This window comes from Maritalea sp. YIW29 (assembly GCF_057219265.1).
Window position 1 is genome coordinate 1,868,064 of the sequence record NZ_JBXVVF010000001.1, and the last position, 11,669, is coordinate 1,879,732.

At 49.1% G+C, this 11,669-nt stretch carries 11 protein-coding genes; 8 read left to right on the forward strand and 3 right to left on the reverse strand.

Annotated elements, in window-relative coordinates:
• Positions 1-24: 24 nt before the first annotated feature.
• On the reverse strand, positions 25-936 hold the full coding sequence (locus tag AC2D8L_RS09045) for a carbohydrate kinase family protein (RefSeq protein WP_484685116.1): 912 nt from the start codon (positions 934-936) through the stop codon (positions 25-27).
• 205 nt (positions 937-1,141) lie between these two features.
• Between AC2D8L_RS09045 and AC2D8L_RS09050 the strand changes: the two genes are divergently transcribed.
• From AC2D8L_RS09050 to AC2D8L_RS09085, 8 genes are read left to right on the forward strand one after another with little or no spacing between them, the layout of a single operon-like run.
• Positions 1,142-3,574 carry a tetratricopeptide repeat protein gene (locus tag AC2D8L_RS09050; RefSeq protein WP_484685117.1) on the forward strand — a complete coding sequence of 811 codons (2,433 nt, stop codon included), beginning with the start codon at positions 1,142-1,144 and terminating at the stop codon, positions 3,572-3,574.
• On the forward strand, positions 3,571-4,344 hold the full coding sequence (rfbF, locus tag AC2D8L_RS09055) for a glucose-1-phosphate cytidylyltransferase (RefSeq protein ID WP_484685118.1): 774 nt from the start codon (positions 3,571-3,573) through the stop codon (positions 4,342-4,344). Before AC2D8L_RS09050 ends, rfbF begins: the two co-directional genes overlap by 4 nt.
• Before the next feature lie 2 nt (positions 4,345-4,346).
• Positions 4,347-5,414 carry a CDP-glucose 4,6-dehydratase gene (rfbG, locus tag AC2D8L_RS09060; protein ID WP_484685119.1) on the forward strand — a complete coding sequence of 356 codons (1,068 nt, stop codon included), beginning with the start codon at positions 4,347-4,349 and terminating at the stop codon, positions 5,412-5,414.
• Positions 5,411-5,968, forward strand: coding sequence for a dTDP-4-dehydrorhamnose 3,5-epimerase (rfbC, locus tag AC2D8L_RS09065; protein ID WP_484685120.1), 558 nt, complete (start codon positions 5,411-5,413; stop codon positions 5,966-5,968). The genes rfbG and rfbC overlap by 4 nt, the downstream gene beginning before the upstream one ends.
• On the forward strand, positions 5,965-7,185 hold the full coding sequence (locus tag AC2D8L_RS09070; protein ID WP_484685121.1) for a methyltransferase domain-containing protein: 1,221 nt from the start codon (positions 5,965-5,967) through the stop codon (positions 7,183-7,185). The genes rfbC and AC2D8L_RS09070 overlap by 4 nt, the downstream gene beginning before the upstream one ends.
• Positions 7,186-7,243: 58 nt before the next feature.
• A complete protein-coding gene (locus AC2D8L_RS09075) occupies positions 7,244-8,377 on the forward strand; it encodes a DegT/DnrJ/EryC1/StrS family aminotransferase (protein ID WP_484685122.1) in 1,134 nt (377 codons plus the stop codon).
• A 3-nt stretch (positions 8,378-8,380) separates the two neighbouring features.
• A complete protein-coding gene (locus tag AC2D8L_RS09080) occupies positions 8,381-9,193 on the forward strand; it encodes a formyltransferase family protein (protein ID WP_484685123.1) in 813 nt (270 codons plus the stop codon).
• Complete coding sequence (locus AC2D8L_RS09085; RefSeq protein WP_484685124.1) at positions 9,190-9,834, forward strand: LbetaH domain-containing protein; 645 nt, start codon at positions 9,190-9,192, stop codon at positions 9,832-9,834. Before AC2D8L_RS09080 ends, AC2D8L_RS09085 begins: the two co-directional genes overlap by 4 nt.
• On the opposite strand, the gene AC2D8L_RS09090 is transcribed toward AC2D8L_RS09085, so the two are convergent.
• Positions 9,831-10,490 carry a DNA-3-methyladenine glycosylase I gene (locus tag AC2D8L_RS09090; protein WP_484685125.1) on the reverse strand — a complete coding sequence of 220 codons (660 nt, stop codon included), beginning with the start codon at positions 10,488-10,490 and terminating at the stop codon, positions 9,831-9,833. The two genes, AC2D8L_RS09085 and AC2D8L_RS09090, sit on opposite strands and share 4 nt — an antisense overlap.
• 5 nt (positions 10,491-10,495) lie before the next feature.
• Complete coding sequence (locus AC2D8L_RS09095; RefSeq protein WP_484685126.1) at positions 10,496-11,488, reverse strand: MDR family oxidoreductase; 993 nt, start codon at positions 11,486-11,488, stop codon at positions 10,496-10,498.
• Positions 11,489-11,669: the final 181 nt, after the last annotated feature.

Here is an 11,669-nt window from a genome sequence, read left to right on the forward strand (position 1 = left end):
GAATCTGAGGCAAGTATTGCTGTGTCAGTCGACGAAGACACCGTAGAGCCGAGGGGATGTTTCCACTGCAATCGAAGCAACAACGAGACCTGATTCAATTGCCGTTTGCAAACCTTCACCCATCATGAATGAGTTGAGGAAGCCCGCATTAAAAATATCGCCAAATCCAATTGTGTCGTCAGACTGAATTTCCGCGCAGGTCGCGGATACTTTCTTGTTGCTGTAGAACGCATTCACCCGAGTAAGTCCATGTAGGACAACAAGAATTTGGTGGTCTTCTAAGGTACTTACCAGCGCTTTTTCTGCATCGTCGACATTTTCGAGCTGCATAACCGCGCAAATATCTGACTCATAAATTATCACCACACTCGCCTTGCTAACCCAAGAACGGTAAACAGAAATCGTATCCTCGTTCCACCCTTCAGGGGGACGTCCGTGGTCCAATACTGTGGTCCAGCCCATTGTGGAAAGCATCTTCAAGAGCTGCGACATCCCTGCGGTAACGGTGGGCATTAAGTTGGTTCCGGTGACCAACGCAAAAGATGAACGAGACGTGGCTGGCGGGATGGCATCCAACATTGTGTCCACCGCGACGGAAGACAAATGCCCTTTCGAAGTTAAGAATACCCTGCCCTCTTCATGGGATACAGTGACCGATATGGAGGTTTTTTCTGGCACAACAGTCCAACTGGACGTGCTTGGTTGAAATTCATTTTTAAGCCAACCGCCTAAAACATCATCACCAATTGCCGCGATCAAGCGGTGTTCGACGCCCAACCCGGCCATGGCCATCGCCGTATTTCCAGCAGCGCCACCAGCTCGAAAATTGGACATCGGCACAATTGTTTCACTTTCAAACTCTGGCCATTCGGTCAACTTGCCCATGACCAATTCTGGATTCACATTTCCCAATATCAATATAGGTGGTGTTGCCATAATGACTAAAGTTCCCCGACTCGATTGATAGAAGCTAGTATTTCAACAATGATTGTCAAAGGTTAATTCAACAGATTGATTTGACCAACCACGTCGGCCAACAAGTCATATGTGCGAAAGTCGCCTTCCCCCGCATACTATTTGGTGTGGCCAGTGCTACCGTGTCACTATCAATAATGATTCTTTTTTAAATTTGGAAATGAGCATGAATAGAGCGCTCAGGCGACAACAGAAAAAGATGGGCCAAAAGAGTTCTGGTGGAAGTGGCGGCAGCATTGATCAAATCCTGCAAACCGGCATCCAGCTTCACCAATCTGGCGATCTACCAGGAGCCGAGCGCCTATATCGAAAGATTTTGGATCTTCAGCCCAATCATCCTGAGGCGAACCATTTGCTGGGCACACTGGCGCATCAGCTAGGTCAAAACGAACAGGCATTGCCATTACTTTTGAAAGCTGCGGAGCTTAAGCCATCCAATCCAAATTTTCATAATTTGGTGGGACTGGCATATAAAGGGCTTGAGAATTACGAAGCCGCGGTTGCGGCGCATATGACAGCTATCAACGTTGATCCAAACTTCGTGGCTGGGTTCAATAGTCTTGGAATTGCATATAAGGAAATGGGCAAATATCAAGATGCCCTAAGCGCAATAGAAAACGCCATCCAGCTCGAACCAAACTCGACAGATGCCTACAACAGTTTGGGCAACATTTATGACGCGCTGGGGGAACGAGAAAAAGCAATTTCTGCTTATGAGCGGGCTCTCAAATTCGACCCCAGCATCATTGTTGTGAAATACAATCTTGCTCGCTCCAATCAATTTTCAAACAATTTGGAGCGTGCGAGAGAACTCTACGAAGATATCATCCAAAAAAAGCCAGATTTTGCCGAAGCACATGCCAATTATGGGTTTGTGTTATCTGCGATGGGCCACATTCACGACGCCATCGAACCATTGCAAAAAGCCGCAGAGTTGGCACCTCAATCTGCCGTAAATTACTACAATCTTGGGCTCGCATTTGCCAAAGTTGGTCGGAATGTAGATGCGGCGGCATGTTTTGAGGGCGCGTTCACGATCCATCCTGACTATGCTCACGCCTACAATGACCATGGAAATGCGATGATATCATTGGGTCAAACACAACTCGCAATCAAGAGTTATGAGCGCGCCGCCGAATTGGCGCCAAATTCATCGTCAATGCACAACAATCTTGGGCATGCTTATCTGCAGGCTGGCGAACTGGATTTAGCGAACACCTCGATGACGCGTGCAATTGAGTTGAAGGAAGACTTCGCAGAGGCATACAATAATTTGGGTGTCTTGAATCAAGAACTGGGCCATTTTGATGAAGCACACGACATGTTTCTCAAAGCGCTGCACTATGACCCATCATATAAGACAGCGAATTCCTCGATGCTATTCACCATGAATTACGACCCGGTCAAAACTGGTGAGGAAATATTTGAACATTACAAGGCGTTCAACAAAAAATACGCTGAGCCGTTGGCAAAGGGGCAACTGTCACACCCAAATGTTGTTGATCCAAATCGAAGAATACGCGTAGGGTATGTTGCCCCAACATTCTACAATCATGCGGTATCGTTCCATCTAATGCCGCTTTTCGACAATTGTACGCACGACGATTTTGAAGTTTTCGCCTATTCTGATGCCGCGAAGGAAGATGCATTTACTCGACAGTATATGCGAAATTCCGACCATTTTTTGCAGACCACGGGCATGAGCGACGACCAACTCGCAAAACGAATAAATGAAGATCAGATTGACATTTTGGTGGACATCGCTGGCCATGCCAAAGGGAGCCGATTACTATCGTTCGCCCGCAAACCAGCACCAATTTCGCTTCACTGGCTAGATTTTGGTTATACGACCGGCATGCCATCAATTGATTATTATCTAGGTGATCACAACGTAACCCCAGAAGGGCAAGATCATTTGTTCGGTGAACGTGAGGTCTGGCGATTGGATGGCCCTTCAGTTGTTTATCGACCGAACAGTGAAAAGATGGGTGATGTTTCACCCCTCCCCGCACTTGAAAACGGTTACGTCACCTTTTGTACGCTTTCGCGTTCTGTGCGACTGAACGAGCCTACAATCGCAACCTGGGCGAGAATATTAAAAGCAGTGCCGGGATCGAAATTGCGAGCCGACAGTAGAAACTTTGGCAACAAGACCATGTGCACGAAACTGATTGAAAAGTTTGAGAAACACGGAATCGAGGCTGACCGACTTATCCTTGGTTTCAATAGTCCGCCTTGGGACGTTTTACGCGAGATTGACATTGCGCTTGATTGTTTTCCGCACAATTCGGGCACAACTTTGTTCGAACATCTTTACATGGGCAACCCCTATGTCACGCTCTACAACAGAGCCAGTGTGGGCACGTTGGGCGGTGCGATCTTGCGCGGCGGTGGCTTTGGTGAATGGGTCGCGCGCTCAGAAGATGAGTATGTTGATATCGCGGTAAAACTCGCCAGTGACATTCCTGCGCTTGCCGAAACGCGAGTAAACATGCGTAAAAAAATGCAACAAGGCCCATTGATGGATGAAAAGACATTTGTGAACCGGGTTGAAGACGCGTATCGCGCTATGTGGCGAAAATGGTGCGAAACACAATGAAGGCTGTCATCCTTGCCGGGGGCCTTGGTACGCGTATTTCGGAGGAAACACACTTACGTCCAAAGCCAATGATTGAGATCGGCGGCATGCCATTATTATGGCATATTATGAAGATCTACTCGGCCCATGGCATCAACGATTTTATCGTTTGTTGCGGGTATAAAGGCTATTTGATCAAAGAGTATTTCGCCAACTACTTCCTGCATAAATCTGACGTCACCTTTGATATTGCAAACAATAAGATGCATGTTCATGAACGTCACGCCGAGCCATGGCGCGTTACACTCGTTGACACCGGGCTGGATACGTTGACTGGCGGGCGATTGAAACGTGTCTATGAACACGTCAAAAATGAAGATTCGTTTTGCTTCACCTATGGTGATGGATTGGCGGATGTGGATATTACTGAGTTGGTAGACTTTCATCGTACACATGGCAAATTGGCGACTTTGACCGCGGTTTCACCTCCTGGTCGTTTCGGCGCATTGTTGCGCGACGGCGATAAAGTTGTCGGCTTCAATGAAAAACCGCGCGGTGATGGCGGATTGATCAATGGCGGGTATTTCGTGCTTTCACCAAATTGCATTGACCTCATCGGCAGCGACATGACTTCTTGGGAAGAATATCCCCTCAGCAAGCTTGCAGATGATGGTGAACTTTACTCGTATCACCACAACGGTTTTTGGCAGCCAATGGACACATTGAGGGAAAAGAACCAACTTGAAAAACTTTGGCGAGAAGATAGAGCTCCGTGGAGAATTTGGGACTAGCCATGGAGACTCGAAATCCAAATCGCGCTTTTTGGTCTGGAAAACGCATTTTGATCACTGGGCACACGGGATTCAAAGGCGCATGGCTTTCGCTATGGCTAGATCAACTTGGCGCAAAGGTCGGTGGCTTAAGTCTCGTGCCATCCACGCAACCTAATCTGTTTGAAGCTGCCAACATAAAAGGCGATGTTGCACACACCATTTGCGATATACGCGACGCTGAAAAAACAGCCATTTCAATAGCCAACTTCAAACCTGAGATTATCTTTCATCTTGCCGCTCAGGCTCTAGTCCGCCCAAGCTACAACGATCCACTTGCAACATTTTCGACAAATGTAATGGGGACTGCCCATGTTCTCGATGCAATACGTCGTACCACGAGCGTTCAAGCATGCGTTGTGGCCACCACAGACAAAGTTTATCGCAACGATGAAAATGGCCGTGCCTATTTGGAATGTGACCCGCTCGGTGGACATGACCCCTATAGTGCCAGCAAAGCCGCCAGCGAAATGGTGGTTGAGACTTATCAAAAGTCCTACATGGCAGAAAAGGGCGTAGGGCTTGCAGCTGCACGCGCCGGCAATGCGATTGGCGGCGGAGACTGGTCTGAAGAGCGGCTTTTGCCCGATGCTATAAAAGCTTGGCAAAACAACAGTCCATTACACATTCGTCGACCAGACTCTGTGCGGCCATGGCAACATGTGCTGGAACCTTTGCTAGGTTATGTCAAATTGGCAGAAGCGATTTGGGACAATCCCCAACGTTCCTCTGCATTTAACTTGGGGCCCGACGCTGATGACAACTACACCGTTCGAACAGTTATCGAACGTGCTAAGACTGCGTTTGGCAAGGGTGAGATTAATTTCGCCAACGAAGTTGAAGGGCCACACGAAGCTGAATTGCTGTCGTTGGACAATTCCAAAGCAAAAGACGCGTTTAACATTTACCCACGCTGGTCAATTGCCAACGCCGTCGACAAATCTATGTATTGGTATCGTGCGTTTTTTGAAGGCGCGGATGCACGTACCCTTTGTTATGCGGACATCGAAGCGTTCGAGGCTGCAGAATGAAGTTTGAGTGCATTGAACAGCCCATGGACGGGTTGAGACTTCTAAAGAGATCACAAGTTGGGGACCATCGCGGCGCACTCTCGCGGCTTTTTTGTGCCACACAATTGAGTGAGCACGGTTGGGTTAGCCCGATTGCCCAAAGCAATGTTTCAATCACTAAAACACCCGGCGCTGTGCGCGGACTTCATTATCAAAAATCACCCCACGCCGAAAACAAATTGGTCACGTGCGTCACGGGTGCTGTCTTTGATGTGGCCGTCGATTTACGGGCCGGTTCATCATCATTTGGACTATGGTTTGGCGTCAAGCTCAGTGATGCGAACCAGCTCAGCTTGCTTATCCCCAAGGGGTTTGCACATGGTTTCCAAGTTCTTCAGCCGAATGCGACGATGATCTATTTTCACTCGGAAAACTATGCACCAAATGCCGAAGGTGGCATAAAATGGGACGATCCAGAAATTGCTATTGATTGGCCGCTGCCGGTGACCGACGTGTCTGATCGAGATGTTGGTCTACCAGCACTTAGAGCAATGGCCGGAGGCATTGTGGTATGAAGTGTCGCCATTGCAAGGCAGAAGTGAATTTGGAATTCGTTGATTTAGGATTTGCACCACCTAGCAATGCCTATTTGACGTCCGAACAACTTGAACAGCCTGAGCTGACATTTCCCCTCAAAGTGCTGGTGTGCGAACAATGCTGGTTGGTGCAAACAAAGGACTTTGCTAGGGCGGATGAACTGTTTGACGCTAACTATGCTTACTTTTCTTCGACATCAAAAAGTTGGCTCGCCCACGCCAGCAAATTTGTGGAAATGGCAATCGAACGGTTTGAACTAAACCAGACGAGCCATGTCATCGAAATTGCCTCCAATGATGGTTATTTGCTCAAAAATTTTGTGGACGCTCAAATACCGTGCCTGGGTGTCGAACCCACAGTAAGCACAGCCGAAGCAGCAGAGCAATTGGGCATTGAGCAATGTCGCGCATTCTTTGGCCAAAAGTTAGCAGAAACGCTGGTGGATGCAGGTAAAGCGGCCGACCTGATTATTGGCAATAACGTACTTGCCCACGTCCCAGACATTAATGACTTTTGCGCGGGTATCAAAACCGCACTTAAACCAAATGGTGTGGTCAGTTTAGAGTTCCCGCATCTGCTCAATCTCATCGCTGAGAAACAGTTTGATACAATCTACCACGAACATTTTAGCTATTTATCTTTGAGAGTCGTCAAGCGCATTTTGAGCTCTGCTGGCCTTGAAGTTTTCGATGTGGAAAAATTGGTCACGCATGGCGGCAGTCTGCGTGTATTCGCCGGTCATATTGGACAACAACCGGTTGCAAGAAACGTTGCGGATGTTTTGGCGGAAGAAATCGAATTTGGGTTGTTTGATAAAAGCGCCTATTTGGAATTCCAATTGGAAGTGGAAAAAATCAAGGACGAATTCCTAGGATTTCTTATAGATGCAAAAGCGAAGGGCAAATTCGTTGCCGCATACGGTGCTGCGGCAAAGGGCAATACGCTGTTAAATTTTGCAGGGATCAAACCTGATTTAGTTGGAATTGTCGCAGATGGAGCACCCTCCAAGCAGGGCAAGTTTTTACCCGGCAGCCACATCCCGATTTGTGCGCCGGAAGAACTCACTGCTCGATCACCGGACATTGTCGTCATATTCCCTTGGAACATTGCCAGTGAAATTGTTCAACAGAACAAGCAAATGAGGGCAAACGGCACCCAATTCATCACTGTGATACCTGAAATCCAATTGGTGTAACCGCCAACTTGGCGATACACTTAGAGGCGAATCAACGCCTTTTGGAGGGTTTTATCCCATGGTAGATATTCCCGTTTTTAAACCGCTTATTGGCGCTGAAGAAATAGCAGCGGCAACGCAATCTTTGGAAATGGGATGGCTCGGCATGGGCTCCTATGTGGCGGAATTTGAAGCGCGGATGGCCAAAGTGATTGATGCGCCGGACCGGCACATTGCGGCCGTCAGCACTGGTACGGCCGCGTTGCATATCGCGTTACTTGTCGCTGGTGTTGGCCCAGGCGATGAAGTGATTGTTTCAGCTTTCAACTGTTCCGCCGACTACCAGGCTATTAGTTGGGTTGGCGCAGACATTGTATTTTGTGATTGCGATGACGACACATTGGAGCTCGACATCGCGAAGGCAGAAGCGCTTGTATCTGACCGAACGAAAGCCATGATCATCATGGATTATGATTGCATTATCTCGGACTACAACAAGGTTGAATCATTTGCCAACAAACACGATTTACGTGTGATCCACGATGCCTGCCATTCGTTTGGTTCATCGTGGAAGGGGAAAATGGTTGGCTCATATTCCGACATTTGCGTGTTCAGCTTCGACCCAGTGAAAACCATTACTTGTTTGGACGGCGGCGGCATTGTGGTGCGCACGGAGGAAGAACTGAAATATGTGCGCGAGCTTCGCTTGCTTGGCATGCAACAACCTTCAGAGGTGATGTATCAAAACAAACGCGCTTGGACATTTGACGTCGAACGGGTTGGCTTCCGCTATCATTTGCTGAATTTGCATGCAGCGATCGGGGTTGCGCAGATCGACAAACTTGATGACATTCGCAAAAGTCGACAAAATGCTTCCAAACACTATTCGGAACGCTTAGATGTCGTTCCAAATGTGCGCACGCCCAAAGCCAGTTTTGAGGATGTGAACCCGTTCCTCTACTATATCCGCGTGCAAAAGGATGATCGTGACCAGCTGCGCGATTATCTAAAAGAGCGCGGCATAGACACAGGTATCCATTGGCAACCCGGCCATTGGTTCAGCCTTTGGAAAGACTGCCGCAAGGGCGACCTGAGTGTGACTGACCAGGTTGGTGACGAAGTGCTGTCATTGCCATTGCATTCCATGATGGAAATGGGAACGGTCGATCGGGTTTGCGATGCGATTGCTGATTTTTTCACCAATGAGAAATAGAAAATGAATAAGCCGAGCATCATATTTATGGGCTCAAAACCCGCTTCTGTTGTCGCCCTAAAACATATTGTAAGCCGAGGCTGGGAAGTCAAAGCAGTTTGCATTTCGGGAACAGTTTCTCACCCTTGGTACCCAGGGCCAAATCTGCGCGAGGCGGCGCAAGAGTTAAAACTACCAATCTACAAACAAGCCGAAATGCCTGAGACAGGTGACGTTGATTTGGTTGTTTCCTATATGTTTCGACATTTGGTGAAGCCACATATAGCCAGCCGGGCGACCAATGCCGCCATTAATTTTCATGCGGCACCATTGCCTGAATATGGCGGCTGGGGCACCTACAACTTGGCAATTCTGGAGCAAAAAAACGAGTTTGGATGCACATGTCACCATTTGGGCGAGGGTTTTGATGATGGACCGCTCGTGAAAGTACGCCGTTTCCCGATCGAGCCAAACGCGTTAACGGGGTTCGATCTAGAAGCACTCGCGCAGGCCGAAATGTTGCGACTTTTTGCTGAGATTGTCGAACTCGTTGAAGCGGGCACTTCTCTCCCTTCAACGCCGCAACCTGCACATGAGATCCGTTACCATTCGCTCGAGCAATTTTTGCCATTGAAGTGCATTCCAAACGACGCAGATAAGGAAACCGCGGACCGATATGCGCGGGCATTTTGGTTTCCGCCATATCAAGGGGCATATGTCGAAAACAATGGTCTACAACATGAAGTCATCCCTGAAATCGCTCGTGAGCGGCTGGGACCTGACCTGTGCCGCAATGTAATGTCTGATCTCAGCGCCGTGTTGGGCCAATCGGTATGAATAATGGCCAGCTCGTCAACTATGTAACAGACCAATTGGCCAATCTGCTGCCGGACACAAATGTTGATGATGCGAAGATGGTCATCGAGCCACACCTGCCTGCCGCTCTAGCGCGGCTTCATCACATTATTTCAAAAGTGAAAATGTGGACACCGGGGCAATTTGATCACTTGCACTCTACGCAATATTGCACCTTTCTCTATATACTTTCCAACGAGATTTGGCAGCAAACTGGCGAGCGCGAATGGCCAACCCGACTGTTCTTGCTCAACAAAGCAATGAATGGCATCGACCTTTTTTATGAGATTGACATGCCGCCTGTGTTTTTCATTGGGCATTCTGTGGGCATTGTTTTGGCCAAAGCTACTTATGGCAATTATTTAGTGCTTTATCAAAATTCTACCGTGGGCAAAAATCATGGAATTGCCCCCACGATTGGGGATGGGGTGATCATGTATCCAAATTCAGCCATTATTGGACGCAGCAATATCGGCGCGAATACGGTTTTGAGCCAAGGAACCGGGCTTGTAAACTGCGATAGTCCGGGCGATGCGACCGCCTTTCGGGGACCGGACGGACGCCCGGTGTTCAAGACACATAAACAGGCTGATAAGCCGTTAGCGGAGTATTTCAGGGTCTAGTCAACGCTGAGGGCCAGGACTTTACTGATGTTGCTCAAACCTTCGCCCGATTCTTCAGCCCAATGGTTGAACGCTGTTTGGGCCAAGTTCAAGCCTTTCGCGGATGTTGGTGTTTTTTCGACGACGCCCTCGATGACCAGTCTCTTCACCACGTCCCTGGACAAAACAAAACTTTGTTTTCCCATGTTACGCAGCAGGCGTTGGCCTGTATTTCCGCCTAGGCGTGAACCTTGTTTGGACAATAAAATCAGCAGCGATGACAAATCATGAGAAGGCCATTCGAAAAGATACTTGGCCGCAGAGCCGTGTTCTGCTGTTAATCGGTTGAGGAATTGCGCATTTTCTATGACTGCCCTGATCTTTTGCAGGTTGCGTACAATTGATTTGTCCGCCAGCAATCGATCGAGATCTTCATCAAAATAATTGGCGACCTGCAAAGGTTCGAACTGGTCGAATGCGGGTTTAAATCCTGGCCACTTATTCTCAATCACTTTCCAACTGAACCCAGCTTGAAAGGTGCAACGCGCCATCTCTTCCAACCATTTTGCCTCATCCGTCCAGTCAATTGGCTCCGCGACTTGGGAAAGTCTTGCATTCACGCCACTTTCGCCGTGACGTTCGACGGCGATTTCGTGGATTTCGCGATATGATCTCATGACCGTTACGCATTCACGTCGACAACGACGCGCCCCCTTATCTCGCCGGCCAAAATAGCCTGTCCCAAGGCTGGTAAATCTGCCAGCGCTGCTGGTTCAATCATCGCATTGAGTTTGTCCATGGGCAGATCGGTGGCGACCCGTTTCCATGCGCGCACGCGGTCATCATATGGTCGACGTACAGAATCAATGCCGAGCAGATTTACGCCCCGCAGCAAAAACGGGATAACCGTCGCGTGCAACGCCGCGCCACCGGCGAGACCAACGGCTGCGACCGACGCACCATATTGCATTTGCCCTAACAAACGCGCCAGCATCTCGCCACCCACAGCATCGATGCACCCTGCCCAGGTTTCACTTTCCAGTGGCCGCTTGATCGTTTCATTCAGATCTGTGCGGGGCACGATGGTGGTGGCACCCAAGGCCGTCAAATAGTCGGCGGTCTCTGGCCTGCCCGTAACTCCAGCGACCTCATAACCGAGATTTGACAAAATGGCCGTCGCGACCGAACCGACACCGCCAGCAGCCCCCGTTACAAGCACTGGGCCGTTACCAGGCTTAAGCCCATGATCTTCCAGTGCCATGGTCGCCAACATTGCGGTGAAACCCGCGGTGCCCACGGCCATTGCATCTCGTGTGCTCAACCTTTCGGGCAATGGCACCAACCAGTCGGCTTTCACCCGAGCAATTTGTGCATATCCGCCCCACCAGCTTTCGCCAACATTCCAACCCGTCAACACGACTTTGTCGCCGGGTGCGTAACGCGGATCGTTAGATGTTTCGACTGTGCCTGCAAAATCGATACCGGGGACATGGGGATAAGTTCGGACCAAACCGCCGCCGGGCCCAAGGCAAAGACCATCTTTGTAATTCAATGTAGAATATTCAACAGCAACGGTCACATCGCCATCGGGCAGCTGGTCGAGTTCGAGTTGTTCAACTTGCGCTGAGGTTTTACCCTCATCACTTTTACGCACCACCATTGCATTGAACGCCATAACCCACTCCCGAAGTTGCGAACATCAAAACTCAGTCTGCACGGAACGAAGATATTGGCAAATCGAATTGGTAAAATTCGGTTCTGCAGTACTTGAAGGTTTGTTGGGAGAAATGGTGCTGCCGGAGAGTTTGTTTCCCATCACATGCACCCGCTATATGTCGATACTCAGCAATATCAAC

Bases quoted from the DNA above. Each gene is read 5' to 3' on its own strand.
- AC2D8L_RS09080 (WP_484685123.1), top strand. From the start codon at position 8,381: ATGAATAAGCCGAGCATCATATTTATGGGCTCAAAACCCGCTTCTGTT.
- AC2D8L_RS09095 (WP_484685126.1), bottom strand. From the start codon at position 11,488: ATGGCGTTCAATGCAATGGTGGTGCGTAAAAGTGATGAGGGTAAAACC.
- AC2D8L_RS09045 (WP_484685116.1), bottom strand. From the start codon at position 936: ATGGCAACACCACCTATATTGATATTGGGAAATGTGAATCCAGAATTG.
- AC2D8L_RS09070 (WP_484685121.1), top strand. From the start codon at position 5,965: ATGAAGTGTCGCCATTGCAAGGCAGAAGTGAATTTGGAATTCGTTGAT.
- AC2D8L_RS09050 (WP_484685117.1), top strand. From the start codon at position 1,142: ATGAATAGAGCGCTCAGGCGACAACAGAAAAAGATGGGCCAAAAGAGT.
- rfbC (WP_484685120.1), top strand. From the start codon at position 5,411: ATGAAGTTTGAGTGCATTGAACAGCCCATGGACGGGTTGAGACTTCTA.
- AC2D8L_RS09085 (WP_484685124.1), top strand. From the start codon at position 9,190: ATGAATAATGGCCAGCTCGTCAACTATGTAACAGACCAATTGGCCAAT.
- rfbG (WP_484685119.1), top strand. From the start codon at position 4,347: ATGGAGACTCGAAATCCAAATCGCGCTTTTTGGTCTGGAAAACGCATT.
- AC2D8L_RS09090 (WP_484685125.1), bottom strand. From the start codon at position 10,490: ATGAGATCATATCGCGAAATCCACGAAATCGCCGTCGAACGTCACGGC.
- AC2D8L_RS09075 (WP_484685122.1), top strand. From the start codon at position 7,244: ATGGTAGATATTCCCGTTTTTAAACCGCTTATTGGCGCTGAAGAAATA.
- rfbF (WP_484685118.1), top strand. From the start codon at position 3,571: ATGAAGGCTGTCATCCTTGCCGGGGGCCTTGGTACGCGTATTTCGGAG.